Origin of the sequence: Pantoea sp. SORGH_AS_0659 (assembly GCF_031453915.1) — a bacterium.
In the GTDB taxonomy this organism is placed as follows: Bacteria; Pseudomonadota; Gammaproteobacteria; order Enterobacterales; family Enterobacteriaceae; genus Pantoea; species Pantoea leporis.
In genome coordinates this window covers 3219761-3242593 of the sequence record NZ_JAVJAK010000001.1, presented here as the reverse complement: position 1 = coordinate 3242593, position 22833 = coordinate 3219761, and the positions used below count along the sequence as shown (strand labels likewise).

The window sequence follows — 22833 nt, the reverse complement described above, 5'->3', positions numbered from 1 at the left end:
TTATTCCTCGGCTCCCGCGGAAGCGGCGTGACTCATGTCCATGCCTTTATGTTCTGGCATGTCCATCTTCCCGTGGCTCATCATGAACTTATCAATCACTTGCTTGAACAGTTCTGGATTTGCCGTTGAGAAATATTCCACCGGGTGATTTTCGCTTGGCGTAGCCAGTTTCTCGAAATCATCCATGGTGTTCAGCGCGTTAGGTGCCGCTTTAACTTTGGCAACCCACTGCTGGAATTCCGCATCGTCTTTAGTTGCAATGGCTTTGAACTTCATGCCAGAGAAACCACGACCACTGAAGTTCGCAGAGATACCGTCAAATGTTCCTGGCTCGTTGGCGATCAGATGCAATTTGGTCTGCATACCGGCCATCGCATAAATCTGGCTGCCGAGAGTAGGAATAAAGAAGGAGTTCATCACGGAGTTGGAGGTGATCTTGAAGTTCACCGGAGTGTTTGCCGGGAAGGCAATCTGGTTGACGGTTGCAATACCCTGTTCCGGGTAAATGAACAGCCATTTCCAGTCCAGTGCCACTACGTCGATCTCAACCGGTTTAACGTCAGAAACCAGCGGTTTGCTCGGCTCCAGCGCGTGGGTTGATTTCCAGGTCAAAACGCCGAGGAAGATAATGATCAGGATCGGAATGGTCCAGACCACGGCTTCCACTTTGTTTGAGTGTGACCAGTTAGGGCTATATGTTGCGTTAGTATTGGTTGCCCGATATTTCCAGGCAAAGAATACTGCCATGAAGACTGCCGGGATAACTACGATCATCATCAAGCCGAAAGCTGTCAGAATCAACGAACGTTGCTCCAGTGCAATCTGTCCTTTGGGATTTAACAACGCACTATCGCAGCCACTGAGTAATACAGCGCCTGCAATTAATGACAAAATCCCCAAACTTTTATTGTATTTACTGAGTCTCATTTAACGACCTCAATGACAAAGGGCTCTATTGTCGTTTAAGTGTGCGCGCATTTTACGGGAAGGTTTATGCAGTGTAAACCAGCTTAAGGATGTGTCAGAAGGCTGTTGACACCTTTTGCTAAGGGTGTCACAGATGTTACGCAGGGTGACAAATTATTAACTGCGACAAGCAGTTGGCATCAATATAACAAAAACCAATGGTAGAAACCGCAGAAAAATCAGGGAAAGTATAAACCGTACTCTTAATACTCATTTATTTAACATTTCTGCATCATTTCGGCGATGACTTTTATACAAAGTAATTGCGCACCGGATTTAAATATTCGCTCGCAGTTGTTAATTTAATGTTTCTAATTCGCTTTAAAAAAAATGCTATTGGGAAAATGAGCAACTGATATTTTTAGCCCATTATTTCGTTATGAAAATTGGCTTACTCAACCCAGATTTTCCCGCGCCGCTTTTTTTAATGCCAAACTATCCAAAATAACACCGAGTGCGACCGCCAACAGCGCAAATGCCATGCCGGCTTCAAACAGTGGCGTAAGTAGCGCATCAATCTGCACAACGCCGCTGGCGTTAAGGGCTAAAGCCAGTAACCACAAGGCCAGTAAGCCGCAGCCGATGCTAAACAGACGCACCGTCCAGCGGTAACCTTGCGGCCACAAGCTGCGCATCACAAACTCCCCGCTTTGCTGCATGCTATGTAAAGTGCCGCGACACAGCCATAACAGCAGTAATCCCGGTACGCCAGCAAACACGGTGAAAGCATAGAAGGTCGGCCAGCCCCACATTTCAACCAGCCAACCGGCGGCGGGACCGACGTAAACGCGGCCCACGGCGGAGAGGGCAGAGAGCAGTGCGAACTGCGTCGCCGAGAAGGATTTGTTGCACAATGTCATCAGCAACGCGACAAAGGCCGCGGTGCCCATGCCGCCGCACAGGTTTTCAATGAAGACCGCGCTGGCCATGCTCCACAAGTGCGGTGGCGTTACCGCCAGCAACCAGTAAGCAAAATTCGACACCGCTTGCAGCACGCCAAAAATCATCAGGGCGCGGAACAAACTCAGGCGCTGCATCAGCACGCCGCCATACAGCGCACCAATAATGGTGGCCAACAAACCCAGCGTTTTGTTCACCAGACCGACATCGCCCGCGCTAAAGCCGACGCCGCGAATCAGGAAGGTGGTGGTGAGCGAGGCGGCAAATGCATCGCCAAGCTTGTAAAGGATAATTAGCGTGATCAGCAGCCAGGCATTGTTACGCTGGAAGAAGTCTTTCAGCGGGAATGTCACGGCCTGGCGTAGCGAGTGCGGTTCGCGCGCTGGCGCCACCGGTTCTTTCGCCAGCAACGTGGCGATCAGGCCCGGCACCATCAGCAACGCCATCAGCCAGTAAGTGGCTTGCCAGCCGAGATAGCGATCCGCAATCCACAGCGCCAGTCCGCCTGAGATCAACATCGCCAGACGATAGCCCAGCACGGTGATTGCCGCGCCGCTGCCGCGCTCCTCCGGCGGCAGCACATCGGTTTTCCAGGCATCAAACACGATATCCTGTGAAGCCGAACAGAAGGCAACCAGCACCGCCAGCGCGGCCAACAGCGTTAAGTCACGCGAAGGCTGCATAAAGCCCATGGCAATAATGCCACCTATCAGCGCCAGCTGCGTGACCAGCAGCCAGCCGCGACGGCGGCCAAGAAACGGTGGCGTATAGCGATCCATCATCGGCGACCACAGGAACTTAAACACGTAAGCCTGACCGACAAGGGAGAAGAAACCGATGGTTTTCAGGTCAACATTCTCTACCGTCATCCACGCTTGTAATGTTCCGGCGGTTAACGCCAGCGGTAAGCCTGAGGCAAAACCCAGCAGCAGCAATACCGCCGCATTACGTTGGGTAAAAATTCGCAGATAGTGAGATGTCATAGCCAACCTGAAATGAAGCCCGGCTGAGAGTCGCCGGGCAAAATACTGCGGAAATTAGCGGGCGTTCTGCTTAATGAAGTTGTGAACGCTGGTGTCCTGCGCCATATCAGCAATCACGTCACTCAGGGTTGAGTTAACCGCGTTGGTGATCTTCGCGTTGGTGGCGGTAAACGCGCCTTCTACGCTGTAAGTCTGGCGATAGTTTTTCACCTGCTTGTTACCGTTTTTCGCGGTGGCGATGATGGAGATATCCGCCTTGGTGGTAATGCTGTAGCGTACGTTGCCTTGAGTCACATCCGCATACAGACCATTCACCACGATCTGCAGATCAACGGCACCGCTTGGGCCGATCATATAGCCGCGTGACGTCATCTGCTTCTCTAACACTTCCTGCAGCAGGAAGCGCAGATCGCGTGATGGTGTCAGCGTGATCAACTGACCGTCGCGGTTTACTTTGGCCAGCGCCTGATCGGAACGTTGATCGGCACCGTTAACGCTGATGGTGACGCCCATCAGGCTTGGATCTTGCTGCGGTAATTGAATCTTCGGCTGAATATCCAATGTGGTGTTGTTGCTGGCACAGCCGGCCAAAATAAAAGCAGCCAGCAGAGGGAATAACAGTTTTTTCAACATACTCATTCTCGTTAGCATATGGGTTGGTTTGCAAAACTGCGGCGCATCATAGCATTGCGCAGCGGTGAAAAAAGCCCCGGGCCAATGGAAATTGATTGTAAAGGCTTTTTTCGGACAGGATGAAACGCCAGCCAGTTGACCTGAGAGATAAGCAAGTTACTATGCGCAGCGCTGGCGGATTTATTTACGGCCAACCTGCGGAAGCGGTGAAAAACCTACTAATATTTAAACAGATGGGCACAGCGCTCGCCGGAAAGGAGTGTTAATCATGATTCGCGAACAAATAGAAGAAAAGTTGCGTAACGCTTTCGAGCCTGCACATCTTGAAGTGCATGATGAAAGCTACCGTCATAACGTGCCCGCCGGTTCTGAAAGTCACTTTAAAGTGGTGATTGTCAGCGATCGATTTACCGGTCAGCGCTTTCTGCAACGTCATCGCGCTATTTATGGCGAACTGGCAACCGAATTAGCGGGCAGCGTACACGCGCTGGCACTGCATACCTACACGCAAAAAGAGTGGGATGGATTACAGGATACGGTTTTGGCCTCGCCGAATTGTCGCGGCGCGGGAACGCTCGCCTGAATTCCCTTTTTACTCATCCTTAAAAACGGCCTGCGGGCCGTTTTCTTTTCATTTATTACACTCAAACGCGATCTACGGCGCAAAAAAGCAGCAAAACCGCTAAAAAGTGGTGAGTTTGCAGCCTCGACTCATTCCAGCGATGCCGCTATAATGCTGCGTCTATTTTTCCGGAATGTCTTCGGGACGCTTCTGGTGACAGGGATTTGGTTCTGCCTGCAGAGGCCGTCCCGGTTGTTGGATACGGCGCATTTTATGTGTGGTGTCTGAAGTTGACCGAGCACGTGATTTTTTGAGGTAACAAGATGACAGTTTCAGTAGAAACCACTCAGGGTCTGGGCCGTCGCATTTCGATTACTGTTGCAGCTGACAGCATCGAAAGCGCAGTGAAGAAAGAACTGGTGGAAGTGGCTAAGAAAGTCCGTATCGACGGTTTCCGTAAAGGCAAAGTGCCGGCACACATCATTTCTCAGCGCTACGGTGCTTCTGTTCGCCAGGACGTGCTGGGCGAGCTGATGACGCGCAACTTCGTTGACGCCATCATCAAAGAGAAAATCAATCCGGCTGGCGCACCAAACTATGTGCCGGGCGAATATAAAGAAGGCGAAGACTTCACCTACGCGGTTGAGTTCGAAGTGTATCCAGAAGTTGAGCTGAAAGGCCTGGATGCAATCGAAGTTGAGAAGCCAGTGGTAGAAGTGACTGACGCTGACGTTGATACCATGCTGGAAACCCTGCAGAAGCAGCAGGCGACCTGGAAAGAGAGCGATGCCGCAGCGACAGCTGAAGATCGCGCGACCATCGATTTCAGCGGTTCTGTTGACGGCGAAGAGTTTGAAGGCGGCAAAGCCTCTGACTTCGTGCTGGCAATGGGCCAGGGCCGTATGATCCCAGGCTTCGAAGAGGGCGTTGTTGGCCACAAAGCCGGTGAAACCTTCACTATCGACGTGAAATTCCCAGACGATTACCATGCAGAAAACCTGAAAGGGAAAGATGCGAAGTTCGAAATCGTGCTGAAGAAAGTTGAAACTCGCGAACTGCCAGAGCTGACTGAAGAGTTCATCAAGCGCTTTGGCGTGGAAGATGGTTCAGTTGCCGGTCTGCGTGCTGAAGTGCGTAAGAACATGGATCGCGAGCTGAAAGGTGCTATCCGTAACCGCGTCAAGACGCAGGCAATCGACGGTCTGGTTAACGCCAACGACATCGACGTTCCGGTTGCGCTGATCGACAGCGAAATTGACGTTCTGCGTCGTCAGGCTGCACAGCGTTTTGGTGGCAACGAGAAGCAAGCGCTGGAACTGCCACGCGAACTGTTCGAAGAGCAGGCTAAACGTCGCGTCGTTGTGGGTCTGCTGTTGGGCGAAGTGATTCGTATCAACGAACTGCAGGCTGACGAAGAACGCGTTAAAACGCTGATCGAAGAGATGGCTTCTGCGTACGAAGATCCGCAGGAAGTGATCGAGTTCTACAGCAAGAACAGCGAGCTGATGAACAACATGCGCAACGTGGCTCTGGAAGAGCAAGCGGTTGAAGCGGTACTGGCGAAAGCGAAAGTGACCGATAAAGCCACTAACTTCCAGGAACTGATGAACCAGACCTCTGCGGCCTGATTCATTCGTTAACCGTTAGTGCTAAGCCCGTGACTGAAAAGTCGCGGGCTTTTTCGTTTCTGGCGCCAAATACACCGATTTGCCCTCTATTTGCTTAATTAATCGGCAAATTATCCGCTAAGCTCTTTTTCCGTGTTAGCGAATGGGCAAAAGGTTGTTATGCTTGAAACAACTGGGCAGCATCCCCAGATACAGGGAGAATGCATGAAAACAGTGAGACTGACTGATTAACCGTCTTGTTACTGCGGAGTGAGACTGCAGCGCATAGTTTTCCCGGCGCGCCTCACGTAAAATCGGTACAGAATGTTGCCAATGAAATTTATCAGGAGACGGTAATGTCATACAGTGGCGATCGTGAATTTACTGCACCGCACATGGCGCTGGTGCCAATGGTGGTCGAACAAACCTCGCGCGGCGAGCGTTCTTACGACATCTACTCTCGCCTGCTCAAAGAGCGTGTGATCTTCCTGACTGGTCAGGTTGAAGATCATATGGCTAACCTGATCGTGGCGCAGATGCTGTTTCTGGAAGCTGAGAATCCTGAAAAAGACATTTACCTCTACATTAACTCGCCAGGCGGCGTGATTACTGCTGGGATGTCGATTTATGACACAATGAAGTTTATCAAGCCGGATGTCAGCACCATCTGTATGGGTCAGGCTTGTTCAATGGGTGCGTTCCTGCTGACAGCAGGCACCAAAGGCAAACGTTTCTGCCTGCCTAATTCACGTGTGATGATTCATCAGCCGTTGGGCGGCTATCAGGGCCAGGCGACGGATATCGAAATCCATGCGCGCGAAATCCTGAAAGTGAAGCAGCGCATGAATGAGCTGATGGCTGAGCACACTGGCAAATCGCTGGAAGAGATTGAACGCGACACTGAGCGCGATCGTTTCCTCTCTGCGGGCGAAGCGGTTGAGTACGGTTTGGTTGACTCAATCCTGACGCATCGCCAATAAGACACATCTGTCTGCCCCTTACGCTATAGTTAACGGGTAGCAGGCAGATGGGTTGAATGCATATCGGCCGTTGATGTACGGCCAGCGCCGTACAACAAATTTGGTCTGAGAAAGAAAAGAGGTTAGCTGATGACAGATAAGCGCAAAGACGGTTCAGGTAAGTTGCTGTACTGCTCTTTCTGCGGCAAAAGCCAGCATGAAGTCCGTAAGCTAATTGCCGGGCCGTCAGTGTACATTTGTGATGAGTGCGTTGATCTTTGCAACGACATCATTCGCGAAGAGATTAAGGAAGTTGCGCCGCACCGCGAGCGTAGCTCACTGCCGACGCCGCATGAAATCCGCCATCACCTTGATGACTATGTTATTGGTCAGGAAAGGGCGAAGAAAGTGCTGGCAGTAGCGGTGTATAACCACTACAAACGCCTGCGCAATGGCGATACCAGCAACGGTATTGAACTGGGCAAAAGTAACATTTTGCTTATCGGTCCAACCGGTAGCGGTAAAACATTGTTGGCAGAAACGCTGGCGCGCTTGCTGGATGTGCCCTTCACGATGGCGGATGCCACCACGCTGACCGAAGCGGGTTATGTGGGTGAAGACGTTGAAAACATCATCCAGAAGCTGCTGCAGAAGTGTGATTACGACGTGCAGAAAGCGCAGCGCGGCATTGTCTATATTGATGAAATCGACAAGATTTCTCGTAAGTCTGACAACCCGTCTATCACCCGTGACGTCTCGGGCGAAGGCGTACAGCAAGCGCTGTTGAAACTGATTGAAGGCACCGTGGCTGCCGTACCGCCGCAGGGCGGACGTAAACATCCGCAGCAGGAGTTTTTGCAGGTTGATACCTCCAAGATTCTGTTTATCTGTGGTGGCGCATTCGCCGGTCTCGATAAGGTGATTTCCCAGCGTGTTGAAACCGGGTCCGGCATCGGCTTCGGCGCAACCGTGAAGGGCAAATCCCAGAAGGCGAGTGAAGGCGAATTGCTGTCGCAGGTTGAGCCAGAAGATTTGATCAAGTTTGGCCTGATTCCTGAGTTCATCGGTCGTTTGCCGGTTGTGGCAACGCTGAGCGAACTGAGTGAAGAAGCGCTGATTCAGATCCTGCGTGAGCCGAAGAATGCGCTGACCAAACAGTATCAGGCGCTGTTCAATCTGGAAGGCGTAGAACTGGAATTCCGCGACGAAGCCTTAACGGCAATCGCTAAAAAAGCGATGTCACGTAAAACCGGTGCGCGTGGTCTGCGTTCTATCGTTGAAGGTGCGTTACTTGAAACTATGTACGACCTGCCTTCGATGGATGACGTTGAAAAAGTGGTGATTGATGAATCAGTCATTGAAGGTCAATCCGAGCCGATGTTGATTTATGGAAAGCATGAAGCCCAGGCTTCTGGTGAATAAATAAACAATTGCACCACGTTGTTATCTTAAAAAAGGGGAAAAATCTTTCCCCTTTTGTTTTTCTCTCGCCAGTGACATTGAATGTCGTACAAGCATCCCCATATACTCAATATCCTGTGGGTTTAACTGCAAAACCTCTATTGCGCGGTACCCATCACCTGGCGGACATTAAACTAAGAGAGAGCTCTATGAATCCTGAGCGTTCTGAACGCATTGAAATCCCCGTGTTGCCGTTGCGCGACGTGGTGGTTTATCCGCACATGGTAATTCCGTTGTTTGTTGGCCGGGAAAAATCGATTCGGTGCCTCGAAGCCGCGATGGATCATGATAAAAAGATCATGCTGGTTGCACAGAAAGAGGCTTCAACGGATGAACCTGGCATTAACGATCTCTTCTCAGTAGGGACCGTCGCTTCTGTATTGCAGATGCTGAAACTTCCAGACGGCACGGTAAAAGTGCTGGTCGAAGGTTTACAGCGCGCGCACATCACCACGCTGGCTGATAATGGCGACCATTTTGTTGCCCAGGCCGAATACCTTGTCTCGCCAGAAATTGAAGAGCGCGAGCAGGAAGTGCTGGTGCGCACGGCCATCAACCAGTTCGAAGGCTACATCAAGCTCAATAAAAAAATCCCACCTGAGGTCTTAACCTCCCTCAACAGCATCGACGATGCGGCCCGTCTGGCCGATACCGTCGCAGCGCATATGCCGCTGAAACTGGCTGATAAACAGTCCGTGCTGGAGATGTCCGACGTCAATGAACGTCTGGAATATCTGATGGCGATGATGGAATCAGAAATCGATCTGCTGCAGGTTGAGAAGCGCATTCGCAACCGCGTTAAAAAGCAGATGGAAAAAAGCCAGCGTGAGTACTATCTGAATGAGCAAATGAAAGCCATTCAGAAAGAGCTGGGCGAAATGGATGATGCGCCGGATGAGTACGAGGCGCTGAAACGTAAGATTGAAGCGGCCAAAATGCCGACCGAAGCGCGTGAAAAAGCCGAAGCTGAGCTGCAGAAGCTGAAGATGATGTCGCCGATGTCTGCAGAAGCGACCGTGGTGCGTGGCTACATCGACTGGATGGTTCAGGTTCCGTGGGTGGCGCGCAGCAAGGTGAAAAAAGACCTGCGTAAAGCGCAGGAAACGCTGGATATCGACCATTACGGTCTGGAGCGCGTCAAAGATCGCATCCTTGAGTATCTTGCGGTGCAGAGTCGCGTTAGCAAAATCAAAGGCCCAATTCTGTGCCTCGTTGGACCGCCGGGCGTTGGTAAAACCTCGCTGGGACAGTCGATTGCTAAGGCCACCGGACGTAAATACGTGCGTATGGCGCTGGGTGGCGTGCGTGATGAAGCGGAAATCCGCGGACATCGTCGTACCTACATCGGTTCTATGCCTGGCAAGTTGATCCAGAAAATGGCGAAAGTGGGCGTCAAAAACCCGCTGTTCCTGCTGGATGAGATCGACAAAATGTCTTCTGACATGCGTGGCGATCCGGCTTCAGCGCTGCTTGAGGTGCTGGATCCTGAGCAGAACATCGCGTTTAACGATCACTATCTGGAAGTGGATTACGATCTCTCTGACGTTATGTTCGTGGCGACCTCAAACTCCATGAACATCCCAGCACCGTTGCTTGACCGTATGGAAGTGATTCGTCTCTCCGGTTACACCGAAGATGAAAAGCTGAACATCGCGAAGCAACATTTGCTGCCGAAGCAGATTGAACGTAATGCGCTGAAAGAGAAAGAGATCACTGTCGACGACAGCGCGATTGTTGGCATCATCCGCTACTACACGCGTGAAGCGGGCGTGCGTAGTCTGGAGCGCGAACTCTCCAAGCTGTGCCGTAAAGCAGTGAAGGCGCTGCTGATGGATAAGTCGAAAAAGCACATCGTGATCAATGGCGATAATCTCAAGGATTTCCTTGGCGTGCAGCGCTTTGATTATGGTCGCGCAGAGAGCGAAAGCCGTGTGGGTCAGGTGACCGGACTGGCGTGGACGGAAGTGGGCGGCGATCTGCTGACCATTGAAACCGCCTGCGTACCAGGTAAAGGCAAGCTGACGTACACCGGTTCGCTGGGCGAAGTGATGCAGGAATCGATTCAGGCCGCGCTGACTGTGGTGCGCGCGCGTGCAGAGAAACTGGGCATCAACGGTGATTTCTACGAGAAACGCGACATCCACGTGCACGTACCAGAAGGTGCGACACCGAAAGATGGCCCGAGCGCCGGTATCGCTATGTGCACCGCGCTGGTGTCTTGCTTAACCGGTAACCCGGTGCGTTCTGATGTCGCAATGACCGGTGAAATCACCTTGCGTGGTCTGGTTCTGCCGATTGGTGGCCTGAAAGAGAAGTTGCTGGCGGCACACCGTGGCGGCATCAAAACCGTGCTGATCCCGGACGAAAACAAGCGCGATCTAGAGGATATTCCCCAGAACGTGATTGCCGATCTCGAGATTCATCCGGTGAAGCGTATTGAAGAAGTGCTGAACCTGGCACTGGAAAATGCGCCTTACGGCATGCAGGTTGCGACCGCAAAATAGTGATTAGCGGCATAAACCGCTAAAAAGCGAAGCTGGCAGGCAAAATGGTGCTTGCCAGCTTTTTTTTGTGCCGCTAACTTAGTGGGCTGCTGGATCAACGATTAAGATGAATACCGTTGTTTCAGCTCCACAGGCTTGATATAACTGGCTGCGCGTTCGCACCGGGCGGGAAGCACGGGTGCGATGTGAATAATAAAAGAGGGGATGAAGAGAGTGAATAAGTCACAGTTGATCGACAAAATTGCTGCAGATGCTGACATTTCTAAAGCGGCAGCGGGACGTGTTTTAGATGCATTCATGGACTCCGTTACCGAAGCTCTGAAGGGCGGTGATGAAGTGGCACTGGTTGGTTTCGGTACTTTCTCTGTACGTGAGCGTGCAGCTCGTACTGGCCGTAACCCACAAACGGGTAAAGAGCTCACCATTCCGGCTGGTAAAGTTCCGGGCTTCCGTGCTGGTAAAGCACTGAAAGATTCCGTCAATTAATGACCGCTGATACATCCATTGAAGCATTTTCTTCCGTGGATTGAGGACGCAAAAGCCGTTCTCATGTAACATACGGGCACATCATTTTTGATGTGCCTTTTTTATTCTTGATGCGCGGCGATAGCCTTTGGTTGTTGTCTCCGCATGGTTGCCAACTGCCAGCCTGAACAGCAGTTGCACGATGATGACATCGTGTTAGAGCTTTACATTCACACTACAGCGGAGTGTTGTCATACCATGATGGACAATTTACGCGCGGCGTCGAATCATGTCGTGCTCAAGATTATTCTGGGATTGATCATCCTGTCTTTCGTACTCACCGGGGTGGGCAACTACCTGATCGGTGGCGGCGGTGATTATGCTGCCAAAGTTAACGGCCACGAGATCAGCCGTGCAGAGCTAGAGCAGGGTTATAACAACGAGCGCAATCGTCAGCAGCAGATGCTGGGCGATCAGTTCTCGCAGTTAGCCAGCAACGAAGGCTACATGCAGCAGATGCGCCAGCAGGCGCTGTCGCAGTTGATCGATCAGGCGTTACTTGATCAGTACATCAAAGATCTGCACATCGGCATCAGCGATGATCAGGTGAAACAGGCGATCTTCAATCAGAAAGCTTTCCAGACCAACGGTAAATTCGACAACGCCAAATACAGCGGCCTGATCACCAGCATGGGCTTCACTGCCGATCAGTATGCCGAAGCGCTGCGCAAGCAGCTGGCGACGCAGCAGCTGATTAACGCAATTGCTAACACCGATTTCATGCTAAAAGGCGAAACCAGCAAGCTGGTGGATCTGGTGTCTCAGCAGCGTGAAGTGCGTCAGGCGGTGATTGATGTCAACGCGCTGGCGGCTAAGCAGACGGTCAGCGACAACGAAGTCAGCCAATATTACCAGCAGCATCAGAATAGCTTCATGGCGCCTGAACAGTTCCGCGTGAGCTACATCAAAATGGATGCCGCTAGCATGCAGGAAACGGCCAGCGAAGCGGACATTCAGAGCTGGTACGATCAACATAAAGCGGATTATTCACAGCCACAGCGTAATCGCTACAGCGTGATCCAGACCAGGACGGAAGCTGACGCTAACGCCGTGGTTGACGCGCTGAAGAAAGGCGAAGATTTCGCCGCGCTGGCAAAAAGCAAATCCATCGACCCAATTTCAGCCCGCAAAGGCGGTGACATGGGTTGGCTGGAGCCGAGCACTACGCCAGACGAGCTGAAAAACGCCAATCTGACGCAGAAAGGCCAGCTTTCCGGCGCTATCAAATCGTCGGTTGGCTTCCTGGTGGTGCGTCTGGATGATATCCAGCCGGAGCAGGTTAAGCCGTTGGCCGATGTTCATGACATCGTTGCCGATAAAGTGAAACAAGAGAAAGCGGTTGATGCCTTCTACAAAATTCAGCAGAAAGTCAGCGAAGCAGCCAGCAACGACAACGAATCGTTGGCGGGCGCCGCGCAGGCTTCCGGCTTGAAAGTGGTAGAAACCAATTGGATCACCCGTGATAACCTGCCAGACGAGTTGAATTTCGATCAGGTTAAACAGGCGATCTTCAACGGTGGTCTGGTAGGCCAGAATGGTGCGCCGGGTAACAACTCCGACATCATCTCTGTGGATGGCGATCGTGCCTTTGTCCTGCGTATCAGCGAGCACAAACCAGAAGCGGTGAAGCCGCTGGATCAGGTAAAAGCGCAGATCGTAGACTCGCTGAAGCATGATAAAGCGACACAGCAGGCGAAAGCACAAGCAGATAAGCTGCTGGCCGATTTGAAAGCCGGTAAAGCGGATGCACTGAAGGCTGCAGGCCTGACGCTCAGCGCCAGCAAATCGTTCGATCGCAACGCGCAGGATCCTGTTGCTCAGTCAGCCTTCAATCTGCCACAACCTGCCGACAATAAACCGTCGTGGGGCGTGAGCGAAGATATGCAGGGCAATGTGGTGCTGATCGCGCTGGATAAAGTCAGCGCGGGCAACATGCCGCAGGCGCAGATCGATGAGATGGTAAAAGGCGTAACGCAGAATAACGCGCAAATCGCCTTTGAAGCGCTGCTGGAAAACCTGCGTAAAGAGGCGAAGATTAAGTACGGCGCCGCCGCACAAAACCAGTAAGCCTCACAAAAAAAGTTAAATCACTGCAATACCCGAAAGGCCGCTTATGCGGCCTTTTCCATTTCTATAATTGCCCTTTTGAGCGTTGAATTGTGCTGTGACACCCTGCTGTTGCTGTCAAACACAAGGAGAAACACAGCATGGTTAAATCAACGTTTCAAGCCCTATGCATTACGCTGGCGCTGAGCGGCGCAGTTTATACCACCGGACTGGCGGCTGCCGAAAGTCCCAGTGAAACGCAGGCGACGCAAGTCTCCACGCCACAGGAAGGCCAGGTTAGCATCAATTCAGCCACCGCCGAACAACTGGCGGCTGGTATGAACGGTATCGGGCTGAAGAAGGCGCAGGCGATTGTCAGTTATCGCGAACAATACGGGCCCTTTACCGCCATTGAACAGCTCAAGGAGGTGCCGGGCATTGGTAGCGCCCTGATTGAGCGCAACAGCGCCCGGCTTAAACTGTGAAGCGTCTCGCGACTTTGAAGGATTGAAAAAGCCCGGATTCAGGCTGTGCTATGCTCAACAGGTCTTACCAGTTGTCATTCTCAGCCTGAACAAGGAGCAACAATGCAAACCACAATTAAAGTGCGCGGTTATCATCTGGATGTTTATCAGCACGTGAATAACGCGCGCTATCTGGAATTTCTGGAAGAGGCGCGCTGGCAGTGGCTGGAGGATGTCGATGCTTTTCATTGGCTGATGGAGCAGCAACTGGCGTTTGTGGTGGTGAATATCAACATCAACTATCGTCGTCCGGCGGTATTGGGCGACGTATTGAATATTGAAAGTGAAGTGTCACAGCTCAGCGGTAAAAGTGGCATCATTGCGCAGCGTGTCTTGCTGGCCAGTGATAATTCGGTGGTGGCCGATGCCGCGCTGACCTTTGTCTGTATCGATTTGCGCACGCAAAAAGCGGTGCCGATGGAAGGGGAGTTGCGCGAGCGTCTGATGTCATTGATGGTGGAAAATGAATAACTGGCGCCGATGACGCCAGTTTACCCTGCGGCCTGAATCAGTTGAGGCCGCTTTTTTGTTTCATCGCTGCCATCACCGCCGGCGCGTTCGCCTGATAATCTGCCAGGCCACGGGCGCGTAAATGACAGGCCGCGCATTCGCCACAGCCATCACCTTTTACGCCGTTGTAGCAGGTAAGCGTTTCAGCGCGTACCAGCGGCAGTTGCTGCCAGTAATCGGCCAGCGCCCAGGTTTCCGCTTTATTCAGCCACATCAGCGGCGTCTCAAAACGAATATTGCGCGCCATGCCGAGGCTGACGGCGTTATTCAGTGCTTTAACAAACTCATCACGGCAATCCGGGTAGCCGGAGAAATCGGTTTCGCACACGCCGGTGATCACCGCTTCGGCTTCGACCTGATAGGCATAAATCGATGCCAGCGTCAGGAACAGGATATTGCGGCCCGGTACAAAGGTACTCGGCAAACCGCTGGCATTGGGATCATAGGTCGGCACCGGAATGTTGTCGCGCGTCAGGCTGCTAACGGCTAACTCGTTGAGCAGCGTAACGTCCAGCACTTTGTGTGCGCGCGCGCCCAGCTTGTGCGACAGCTCAGCCGCAACCTCGATCTCTTCACGATGGCGTTGGCCGTAATCAAAAGTAACGCAATGCACTTCATCATAATGTTGCAGCGCCTGAATTAAACAGGTGGTGGAGTCTTGTCCGCCACTGAATACCACAACGGCTCGTTTCATTTTTTCTTCCCCAAAAATCAGTGCGCTTATGGTACTGGCTCGGACGCAGGCTGAACAGCGCTAGCTGTGGTTGGCGGCGGAATCCAGGCGCGGGTGAAATCAAACCATCCCAAACTATTAAGCTGGATGCCCTCCACGCCGGGCGGCGCAAAAACCTGATAGCGATAGTTAAACAGCGGCAGTAAGTGGCCATCGCACATCAGCTGCTGAAACAGTTGCTGAGTCAATTCACCGCGCTGCAGTGCATCAGGTTGTTGGGCAATCGCGCTCAGTGGCGTTTGCAGAACCTGTTCGCGCAGCGGCTGCCAGACCGGATCGTTCTCCAGCCAGTTCACCAGCGTAAACAGTGGTGCATCGCCAATCAGTCGATCGCCCATCACCACATCGGCCTCACTGAGATCGCTATCGTCACGCCAGCTTTTTACGTCATGGAAGATGCAGGTGAGGGCGCAGCCGTGTTGCGCCAGCAGTGGAATCAACGCCTGTGCCATCACATGCAGTTCGACCGGCAAGTGGTAATGCAGCGTTAATGTGGGCGGCAGTGCAATCGTCTCTCTTTCGGCGCGCGGTACCGGCCAGCCAGGCAGCAGCTCATGGCTCGGTGTGATTAAACCCTCATCCAGCGGCAGTTGCTGAATCACACCACTGCGCTGAATCAGGGCAATCAGCGATTGGGCCTGTTCGGCACTGAAGTTCGCCGAGATGCGTGGCGCCAGATAGCAAAATCCCAGGCTGATACTGCGATCAACCGGACGTAGCGAGCCGAGTTCGTCAGGATCGCCAATGGCGATTTGCACCGGATGGCTGCAGCTGGTGCCGAGATCACGATCAAACAGCTGTGGTGTGATCCAGTATTCCATCCGCTGGATCAGCGGACGCTGCAAATGCCAGCGCGCATGGCTCTCCAGCCGCACCATCTCAGCGGTGAAATGCGTGAGTTTCCACGGCCCGCTACCGATATCGGTGAATTCAGGATGCGGTAACAGACATAACTGATGCGCCAGCCGCTGCGGCAGCCAGTAATCGCTTTCGCGCAGTTGAATATGTATCGCTAGCGGATGCGGCGCTTCAATCTGTTCAATCGCCGCCAGCAGCCGCGAACCGCGTGGCGAATGCCTGATCTGTTGCAGCTGCTCAACCAACTGTGCCGCCTGCACCGGTTCATCGTTGTGCCAGCTGAGCTGTGGGCGCAGCCAGAAATACCAGTCACGGCCGCTGGCATCATGCTGCCAATGGTGAGCGAGATCGCCTTCAACATCGTTATCGCGAAAACGCGTTAACCCGGAGAAAACCTGGCGCGCCAGATGTTGCTCGGCGCGTCCGGTCAGCTGCAGCGGACGCAACGGCTCCATCGCGCGGTAGTAAGGAATGCGCAGCACCGGCGATTGCTTCTGCCACTGACCGCCCATCAGTGGTCGCAGCAATTTTACTAATCGCTCGGGATGCAGATCGAGCACCTGCAGCGCCTGTACCGCCTCGCCGGCGTCGAGTTGCTGCGTTAACAACTGCTGGCGCAGCTGTTCCGGCGACACCAGGAAAGTTAGCTCACCCTGTTTGCCACGCCCGGATTCACCGCGCCACTGCAGCCAGCCGGCATCCTGCCACTGACGCAGCAGCGTGCGCAGATGGCGCTCGCTGCAAAAGCAGTGTTGCGCCATCGCAGCGACGCTAAGGCGTTGCGTTTCGCCGTGGCTGAGTTGCCACAGGCGCTGAAATTGATTGACCCGATGAAGTTCACGCATAGCTAAACCCGGAACAGTTTTTAAAAAGTATTCACTATTAGTTCCGTAATTACCAGGCGATAGTAGCTGCCTCACACAGACAGGAGAATTCGCATGGCTCGCCTCGCGGCATTTGATATGGACGGCACGCTGTTGCTGCCTTCGCACCGGTTAGGTAATGAAACGCTGGCAAGCCTGCATGCGTTGCATCAGCGCGGCGTCACGTTGGCGTTTGCCACCGGGCGTCATCTTATGGATATGCAGCGAGTACGCGAACAAATCACCTTGCCTGCGTGGCTGATTACCGGCAACGGTACGCGTATACACGATCTGGAAGGCAACCAACTTTACGGCTGCGATTTATCGCCATCGGTGGCGGAAGAGGTGATTCATACGCATTGGCAAACGCCAGCCTCGATTCATATTTTCAACGATGAGGGCTGGTTTACCGATAAGCCGCTGCTCGGCGCGCTGGAAGCGCATGCGATGAGTGGCTTCCAGTATCAGCTGCGTGATTTGCGTCAGATGTCGGCGCATGAAGTCACCAAAATTTGTTTTATTGCGCCGCATGAAATGTTGCAGGCATTAAGAAGTGAATTGCAGGCCGCGTTGGGCGAGCGGGCCAACATTTGCTTCTCTGCGTGGGATTGTCTGGAAGTGTTGCCGGTCGATTGCCATAAAGGCGCGGCGTTGGGACGTTTGTGCCAGCACCTTTCGCTGTCGCTGGCGGATTGTATGGCGTTTGGCGATGCCATGAACGATCGCGAAATGCTGGAGCGCGTTGGCAGCGGTTTCATTATGGGCAACGCCATGCATCAACTGAAAGCGTCGTTGCCCCATTTACCGATTATCGGACATTGCGAGACACAGGCAGTTTCTCACTACCTTAATCACTGGATGACCACACCACACCTCGATTATTCCCCCGAATGCTGAGGCTTACAGTGAACCGGACAGGACGTCCGGTTTTTTATTGTAGCTCACGCACCCACGGCGCAATGTCGCCGATATTCTGCTTCACCCACTGCGCATTGTAATAGGTGTCGGGATAGCGCTCACCGCTGTCACACAGCAACGTCACCAAAGAACCCTGCTCGCCGTTGTCCCGCATGCGTTTTGCCAACTGCATCATGCCCCAGAAGTTGGTGCCGGTTGAGGCGCCAGGACGACGTCCCAGCACCTTTTCCAGCTGCAGCATCGCGGCGATAGTCGCGCCATCCGGCACTTTCATCATCTCGTCAATCACGTCGGGTAAAAACGATGGTTCCACGCGCGGACGACCAATGCCTTCAATCAAACTGCCGCGTTCGCTGCGCAGCGTTTTGTCGCGGCTCTGCCAGTAATCAAAGAACACTGAATGCTGCGGATCGACCACCAGCAGGCGCGTGTCATGGCCCTGATAGCGGATATAGCGGCCCAATGTTGCTGAGGTTCCGCCGGTACCGGCGCTCATGATCACCGTATGCGGCACCGGGAAGGGTTCGTGTGACATCTGGCGGAAAATGCTTTCGGCAATATTGTTGTTGCCGCGCCAGTCGGTGGCGCGCTCGGCATAGGTGAACTGGTCCATAAAGTGGCCATTCAGTTCACGCGCTAAACGCTCGGATTCGCTGTACAGCTGGCAGGGATCGGCGACGAAATGGCACTCGCCACCGTAAAAACCAATCATCTCGATTTTGCGTTTCGCGGTGCTGGCGGGCATCACAGCGATAAAGGGCAAACCGAGCAAACGCGCGAAGTAAGCTTCCGATACTGCAGTACTGCCGGATGAGGCTTCAATGATCGGCGTATTTTCGTGGATCCAGCCATTCGCCAGGCCATAGAGAAACAGGGAACGCGCCAAACGGTGTTTTAAGCTGCCGCTGGGATGGGTGCTTTCATCCTTAAGATAGAAGTGAATGCCGGGAAAATCATCCAGCTTAAAGCGGATCAGATGCGTATCCGCGGAGCGCTGAAAATCGGCGTTAATTTCATTGATGGCGTGGCGAACCCAGGGCGTTTGCATGTGGCATTTCCGTAATCATTATTGCGCACAGTGTAAGGCACTGGCAGGAAAAAGAGGTTGCTTTAATCACGGTATAATGGTGCGCTTAGAGAAAATTTTTCTCCGGGAGTGGCAAATGTTAGATAAAACTGACCGCACTTTGCTGGCAATGCTGCAGCAGGATTGCACATTGTCGCTGCAGACGTTGGCCGATACGGTGAATCTCACCACCACGCCGTGCTGGAAACGCCTGAAAAAACTGGAAGATGATGGCATTATTCGTGCGCGCGTGGCGCTGGTGGACGGCGAAAAAATCGGTCTGTCGCTCACCGCTTTTATGTTTGTTAAAACTCAGCAGCATAGCAGCGAGTGGTTTAAGCAATTTGTCGCCGTGGTGCAGCAAATGCCGGAAGTGATGGCGTTTTACCGCATGGCGGGCGAGTACGATTATTTGCTGCGCATTCAGGTCGCGGACATGAAGAGTTACGACAGCTTTTATAAGCGCCTGGTGAACGGCGTACCGGGACTGATAGATGTGACCTCCAGTTTTGCCATGGAAGAGATTAAATACACCACCGCCTTGCCGGTAGCGCCCTAACGGGCACAGAAAGAGACACGCTTGTGCAATTATTCAGCCAGTTAAGTTGGTATTTCCTGCGCGAGTGGCGGCGATATCTGGGCGCCGTCAGCTTGCTGATCGTTATTGCCTTACTGCAATTGCTGCCACCGCACGTGGTTGGCGTAATTGTCGACGGCGTCACCCAGCATAATTTAAGCGCCGGGCAGATCTTTATGTGGATCGGCGTGATGCTGGTGACGGCGGTGATTGTCTATCTGCTGCGCTACGTCTGGCGCGTGCTGCTGTTTGGCGCATCCTATCAATTAGCCGTTGAGCTACGTGAAGATTTTTATCGCCAGCTCAGCCGCCAGCATCCGGCATTTTATCTGCGCCATCGCACTGGCGATCTGATCGCCCGCGCCACCAATGATGTGGATCGCGTGGTGTTTGCCGCCGGTGAAGGCGTGCTGACGCTGGTGGATTCGCTGGTGATGGGATTGGTGGTGCTGATTGTGATGAGCACCCAAATTAGCTGGCAACTGACGTTACTGGCGCTGATCCCGATGCCAATTATGGCTTTCGCCATCCAGAAAGACGGTGCCCGCTTGCATCAACGTTTCAAAGTGGCGCAGGCGGCGTTTTCAAGCCTGAACGATCAAACCCAGGAAAGCCTGACCAGCATCCGTATGATCAAAGCATTTGGCCTCGAAGATCACCAGTCGCAGCAGTTTGCCGGCACTGCTGCTGATACCGGCAAGAAAAACCTGCATGTGGCGCGCGTCGATGCGCGTTTCGATCCGATCATTTATATCGCCGTTGGCTTCTCCAACCTGCTGGCGATTGCCGGTGGCGGCTGGATGGTGTGGAACGGCAGTTTGACGCTCGGGCAACTCACCAGCTTTGTGATGTACCTCGGCCTGATGATTTGGCCGATGCTGGCGCTGGCGTGGATGATCAACATCGTTGAGCGCGGCAGTGCGGCGTGGAGCCGTATCCGTTCCTTGCTGGCGGAAGCGCCGGCGGTTGAAGATGGTCAGAAGGTGTTACCGCCTGAGCCTGGCATCCTGCAGGTTGCCATTCGTGAGTTCCGCTATCCGGCCAGTTCTGGCCCGGTGCTGAGCCATCTTAATTTCCAGTTAAAACCGGGCCAAATGCTGGGATTATGTGGGCCAACCGGCTGCGGCAAGAGCACGCTCCTAAGCTTGATTCAGCGCCACTTCGACATCGATCAAGGCGATATTCGCTACCACAATACACCGCTGCCGCAGTTGCGGCTCGATAGCTGGCGCAGCCGGCTGGCGGTCGTCAGCCAGACGCCTTTCCTGTTCTCCGATACCATTGCCGCTAATCTGGCGCTGGGTCGCCCGAATGCGACGCAGCAAGAGCTGGAGCGCGTGGCAACCATGGCCTGCGTGCACGATGATATTCTGCGCCTGCCACAAGGTTATGAGACCGAAGTGGGCGAACGCGGCGTGATGTTATCGGGCGGACAGAAGCAGCGCATAGCGATTGCACGCGCGCTGCTGCTGAATGCCGAAATCCTGATTCTGGATGATGCGCTGTCGGCGGTTGATGGCCGCACTGAACATGACATCCTGCATAACCTGCGTCAGTGGGGCAAAGGGCGCACCTTGATTATCAGCGCGCATCGTCTGTCGGCGCTCACTGAAGCGAGTGAAATTCTGGTGCTGCAGCAGGGTGCCGTGGCGCAGCGTGGCGATCATGAAACTCTGGCGGGCAAAGAGGGGTGGTATCGCGATATGTACCGTTATCAGCAGCTGGAAGCCGCACTGGATGACGATGAAGTGGCAGAAGGAGCTAGCCGTGGCTAAATCACAACGTTTATGGCCGACGCTGAAACGACTGCTGGCGTATGGCAAACCGTGGCGTAAATCGCTGTGGCTGGCGGTCGGCATGCTGTGGATTGCGGCGGCAGCCGAAGTGACCGGACCGGTGCTGGTAAGCTACTTCATCGATAATCTGGTGGCGAAACATCAGATGCCGTGGGGCATCGTCGCGGGCCTGCTGGTGGGCTTTGTCCTGCTGCAATTGCTGGCCGCCGGTTTGCACTATTTTCAGGCGTTGCTGTTTAACCGCGCGGCGATTGGCGTGGTGCAGCAATTGCGCGTGGACGTGATGAACGCGGCGTTGCGCCAGCCGCTCAGCGCCTTCGATACGCAGCCGGTCGGCCAAATCATCTCGCGCGTCACCAATGACACCGAAGTGATCAAAGATCTCTACGTTACCGTGGTGGCCACAGTGTTGCGCGCCGCCGCGTTGATTGGCGCGATGCTGGTGGCGATGTTCTCCCTCGACTGGCGCATGGCGTTGGTAGCGATCGTGATTTTCCCGCTGGTGCTAACGGTGATGCTGATTTATCAGCGCTTTAGCACGCCGATTGCGCGTCGCGTGCGCAGCTATCTGGCGGACATCAACAACGGCTTCAATGAAGTGATCAACGGCATGAGCGTGATCCAGCAGTTCCGCCAGCAGGCGCGCTTTGGTGAACGCATGGGCGAAGCCAGCCGTTCACACTATCTGGCGCGTATGGAAACGCTGCGGCTGGATGGCTTTTTATTGCGCCCGTTGCTGAGTCTGTTTTCGGCGATGATTCTGTGCGGTTTGCTGATGCTGTTCAGCTTCGCCACGCCGGGCGTGTTTGAAGTCGGTGTGCTGTATGCCTTTATTACCTATCTTGGCCGCCTCAATGAACCGCTGATTGAACTCACCACGCAGCAGTCGATGCTGCAACAGGCGGTGGTGTCCGGCGAGCGTATCTTTGAACTGATGGATGCAGAACAGCAAGGTTACGGCAGCGATAGTCTGCCGCTGGCCTCCGGCAGCATCTCGCTGCGGGATGTGAGCTTTGCCTATCGCGATAATCGCGATGTGCTCAGCCACATCAATCTCGAAGTGCCGGCGCGTCATTTTGTTGCGCTGGTGGGGCACACCGGCAGCGGGAAAAGTACGCTGGCGAATCTGCTGATGGGCTATTACCCGGTGACACGCGGCAGTATCGAACTGGATGGTCGCCCGCTGCCGCAGCTGTCGCACGCCGCTTTACGTCAAAGCGTTGCGATGGTGCAACAGGATCCGGTGGTGCTGGCGGATTCGCTGCTGGCCAACGTGCGTTTGGGGCGCGATATCCCGGAAGATCAGGTGTGGCAGGCGCTGGAGACGGTGCAGCTGGCACCGCTGGCGCGCAGCATGGCGGACGGCATCCATACGCGTTTAGGCGAGCAGGGCAATAATCTGTCGGTTGGGCAGAAACAGTTGCTGGCGCTGGCGCGCGTGCTGGTGTCATTACCGCAAATCCTGATCCTCGACGAAGCCACGGCCAATATCGATTCCGGCACGGAACAGGCGATTCAGCAGGCGTTACGTGCACTACGCCAGCACAGCACGCTGGTGGTGATTGCGCATCGCCTTTCCACCATTACCGAAGCCGATCAGATCTTAGTGCTGCATCGCGGTCAGGTGGTGGAACGCGGTACGCATGCTGAGCTGCTGACCGAGCAGGGCCGTTACTGGCAGATGTATCAGCTGCAGCAGGCCGGCGATGAACTCGCGGCGGGCATCCCCGTACAAGCCGAAGGGTGAATTGCACCTTTTTTGCACAGTTTTATCGGAATGTTCTGTATTGATGCACTTCTTTGAGGCTTGAAGCACCAAAGAAGTGCAATATTGCAACACCT

At 53.7% G+C, this 22833-nt stretch carries 19 protein-coding genes; 13 read left to right on the top strand and 6 right to left on the bottom strand.

Features of this window, described 5'->3' with window-relative positions; genetic code table 11:
* The 3 genes from cyoA to Q3H59_RS15390 all read right to left on the bottom strand — a co-directional run bounded on the left by cyoA (position 1) and on the right by Q3H59_RS15390 (position 3482).
* On the bottom strand, positions 1-927 hold the full coding sequence (cyoA, locus tag Q3H59_RS15400) for a cytochrome o ubiquinol oxidase subunit II (RefSeq protein ID WP_101762426.1): 927 nt from the start codon (positions 925-927) through the stop codon (positions 1-3).
* 434 nt (positions 928-1361) lie between these two features.
* Complete coding sequence (gene ampG / locus Q3H59_RS15395) at positions 1362-2849, bottom strand: muropeptide MFS transporter AmpG (protein ID WP_277974594.1); 1488 nt, start codon at positions 2847-2849, stop codon at positions 1362-1364.
* A gap of 54 nt (positions 2850-2903) precedes the next feature.
* Positions 2904-3482: a lipoprotein gene (locus tag Q3H59_RS15390; RefSeq protein ID WP_007886975.1), complete on the bottom strand. Its 579-nt coding sequence runs from the start codon at positions 3480-3482 to the stop codon at positions 2904-2906.
* 268 nt (positions 3483-3750) lie between these two features.
* Between Q3H59_RS15390 and bolA the strand changes: the two genes are divergently transcribed.
* From bolA to Q3H59_RS15345, 9 genes are all read left to right on the top strand, one after another.
* Positions 3751-4065: a transcriptional regulator BolA gene (gene bolA, locus Q3H59_RS15385; protein ID WP_008103937.1), complete on the top strand. Its 315-nt coding sequence runs from the start codon at positions 3751-3753 to the stop codon at positions 4063-4065.
* Between the two features lie 302 nt (positions 4066-4367).
* Positions 4368-5672: a trigger factor gene (tig, locus tag Q3H59_RS15380; RefSeq protein WP_101762423.1), complete on the top strand. Its 1305-nt coding sequence runs from the start codon at positions 4368-4370 to the stop codon at positions 5670-5672.
* Between the two features lie 335 nt (positions 5673-6007).
* The gene (gene clpP / locus Q3H59_RS15375) at positions 6008-6631 is read left to right on the top strand and encodes an ATP-dependent Clp endopeptidase proteolytic subunit ClpP (RefSeq protein WP_007886971.1); all 624 of its coding nucleotides are present in this window, start codon (positions 6008-6010) and stop codon (positions 6629-6631) included.
* Positions 6632-6760: 129 nt separating this feature from the next.
* Complete coding sequence (gene clpX, locus Q3H59_RS15370; protein ID WP_008103932.1) at positions 6761-8032, top strand: ATP-dependent protease ATP-binding subunit ClpX; 1272 nt, start codon at positions 6761-6763, stop codon at positions 8030-8032.
* 188 nt (positions 8033-8220) lie between these two features.
* A complete protein-coding gene (lon, locus tag Q3H59_RS15365) occupies positions 8221-10575 on the top strand; it encodes an endopeptidase La (RefSeq protein ID WP_101762422.1) in 2355 nt (784 codons plus the stop codon).
* Positions 10576-10788: 213 nt separating this feature from the next.
* Entirely contained in the window at positions 10789-11061 is a 273-nt protein-coding gene (hupB, locus tag Q3H59_RS15360; protein ID WP_036648244.1) for a nucleoid-associated protein HU-beta, read from the top strand.
* 237 nt (positions 11062-11298) lie between these two features.
* On the top strand, positions 11299-13167 hold the full coding sequence (ppiD, locus tag Q3H59_RS15355) for a peptidylprolyl isomerase (protein WP_280172526.1): 1869 nt from the start codon (positions 11299-11301) through the stop codon (positions 13165-13167).
* Between the two features lie 140 nt (positions 13168-13307).
* Positions 13308-13631 (top strand): helix-hairpin-helix domain-containing protein, encoded by a 324-nt coding sequence (locus tag Q3H59_RS15350; protein WP_271460108.1) that lies wholly within the window; start codon positions 13308-13310, stop codon positions 13629-13631.
* 102 nt (positions 13632-13733) lie between these two features.
* Positions 13734-14141 (top strand): thioesterase family protein, encoded by a 408-nt coding sequence (locus Q3H59_RS15345; RefSeq protein WP_101762420.1) that lies wholly within the window; start codon positions 13734-13736, stop codon positions 14139-14141.
* A 37-nt stretch (positions 14142-14178) separates the two neighbouring features.
* Here Q3H59_RS15345 and queC read toward each other — a convergent pair whose 3' ends face one another.
* Positions 14179-14874 (bottom strand): 7-cyano-7-deazaguanine synthase QueC, encoded by a 696-nt coding sequence (gene queC / locus Q3H59_RS15340; RefSeq protein ID WP_101762419.1) that lies wholly within the window; start codon positions 14872-14874, stop codon positions 14179-14181.
* A 26-nt stretch (positions 14875-14900) separates the two neighbouring features.
* Positions 14901-16616 (bottom strand): SgrR family transcriptional regulator, encoded by a 1716-nt coding sequence (locus Q3H59_RS15335; RefSeq protein WP_309835691.1) that lies wholly within the window; start codon positions 16614-16616, stop codon positions 14901-14903.
* 93 nt (positions 16617-16709) lie between these two features.
* On the opposite strand from Q3H59_RS15335, the gene cof reads away from it, so the two are divergent.
* Positions 16710-17531 carry an HMP-PP phosphatase gene (gene cof / locus Q3H59_RS15330; protein ID WP_176971272.1) on the top strand — a complete coding sequence of 274 codons (822 nt, stop codon included), beginning with the start codon at positions 16710-16712 and terminating at the stop codon, positions 17529-17531.
* A gap of 34 nt (positions 17532-17565) precedes the next feature.
* Here cof and Q3H59_RS15325 read toward each other — a convergent pair whose 3' ends face one another.
* The gene (locus Q3H59_RS15325) at positions 17566-18600 is read right to left on the bottom strand and encodes a PLP-dependent cysteine synthase family protein (RefSeq protein WP_309835688.1); all 1035 of its coding nucleotides are present in this window, start codon (positions 18598-18600) and stop codon (positions 17566-17568) included.
* 115 nt (positions 18601-18715) lie between these two features.
* On the opposite strand from Q3H59_RS15325, the gene Q3H59_RS15320 reads away from it, so the two are divergent.
* From Q3H59_RS15320 to Q3H59_RS15310, 3 genes are read left to right on the top strand one after another with little or no spacing between them, the layout of a single operon-like run.
* Positions 18716-19177, top strand: a complete 462-nt coding sequence (locus Q3H59_RS15320) for an Lrp/AsnC family transcriptional regulator (RefSeq protein ID WP_222210807.1) — start codon at positions 18716-18718, stop codon at positions 19175-19177.
* 23 nt (positions 19178-19200) lie between these two features.
* Positions 19201-20970 carry a SmdA family multidrug ABC transporter permease/ATP-binding protein gene (locus tag Q3H59_RS15315; RefSeq protein ID WP_309835686.1) on the top strand — a complete coding sequence of 590 codons (1770 nt, stop codon included), beginning with the start codon at positions 19201-19203 and terminating at the stop codon, positions 20968-20970.
* The gene (locus Q3H59_RS15310; RefSeq protein ID WP_309835684.1) at positions 20963-22738 is read left to right on the top strand and encodes a SmdB family multidrug efflux ABC transporter permease/ATP-binding protein; all 1776 of its coding nucleotides are present in this window, start codon (positions 20963-20965) and stop codon (positions 22736-22738) included. Before Q3H59_RS15315 ends, Q3H59_RS15310 begins: the two co-directional genes overlap by 8 nt.
* The last annotated feature ends 95 nt before the right edge of the window (positions 22739-22833 follow it).

Coding starts and splice junctions, on each gene's coding strand:
- tig (WP_101762423.1), top strand. CDS start 4,368: ATGACAGTTTCAGTAGAAACCACTCAGGGTCTGGGCCGTCGCATTTCG.
- Q3H59_RS15325 (WP_309835688.1), bottom strand. CDS start 18,600: ATGCAAACGCCCTGGGTTCGCCACGCCATCAATGAAATTAACGCCGAT.
- Q3H59_RS15350 (WP_271460108.1), top strand. CDS start 13,308: ATGGTTAAATCAACGTTTCAAGCCCTATGCATTACGCTGGCGCTGAGC.
- queC (WP_101762419.1), bottom strand. CDS start 14,874: ATGAAACGAGCCGTTGTGGTATTCAGTGGCGGACAAGACTCCACCACC.
- cof (WP_176971272.1), top strand. CDS start 16,710: ATGGCTCGCCTCGCGGCATTTGATATGGACGGCACGCTGTTGCTGCCT.
- clpX (WP_008103932.1), top strand. CDS start 6,761: ATGACAGATAAGCGCAAAGACGGTTCAGGTAAGTTGCTGTACTGCTCT.
- lon (WP_101762422.1), top strand. CDS start 8,221: ATGAATCCTGAGCGTTCTGAACGCATTGAAATCCCCGTGTTGCCGTTG.
- Q3H59_RS15390 (WP_007886975.1), bottom strand. CDS start 3,482: ATGTTGAAAAAACTGTTATTCCCTCTGCTGGCTGCTTTTATTTTGGCC.
- Q3H59_RS15320 (WP_222210807.1), top strand. CDS start 18,716: ATGTTAGATAAAACTGACCGCACTTTGCTGGCAATGCTGCAGCAGGAT.
- clpP (WP_007886971.1), top strand. CDS start 6,008: ATGTCATACAGTGGCGATCGTGAATTTACTGCACCGCACATGGCGCTG.
- Q3H59_RS15335 (WP_309835691.1), bottom strand. CDS start 16,616: ATGCGTGAACTTCATCGGGTCAATCAATTTCAGCGCCTGTGGCAACTC.
- ppiD (WP_280172526.1), top strand. CDS start 11,299: ATGATGGACAATTTACGCGCGGCGTCGAATCATGTCGTGCTCAAGATT.
- bolA (WP_008103937.1), top strand. CDS start 3,751: ATGATTCGCGAACAAATAGAAGAAAAGTTGCGTAACGCTTTCGAGCCT.
- cyoA (WP_101762426.1), bottom strand. CDS start 927: ATGAGACTCAGTAAATACAATAAAAGTTTGGGGATTTTGTCATTAATT.
- ampG (WP_277974594.1), bottom strand. CDS start 2,849: ATGACATCTCACTATCTGCGAATTTTTACCCAACGTAATGCGGCGGTA.
- Q3H59_RS15345 (WP_101762420.1), top strand. CDS start 13,734: ATGCAAACCACAATTAAAGTGCGCGGTTATCATCTGGATGTTTATCAG.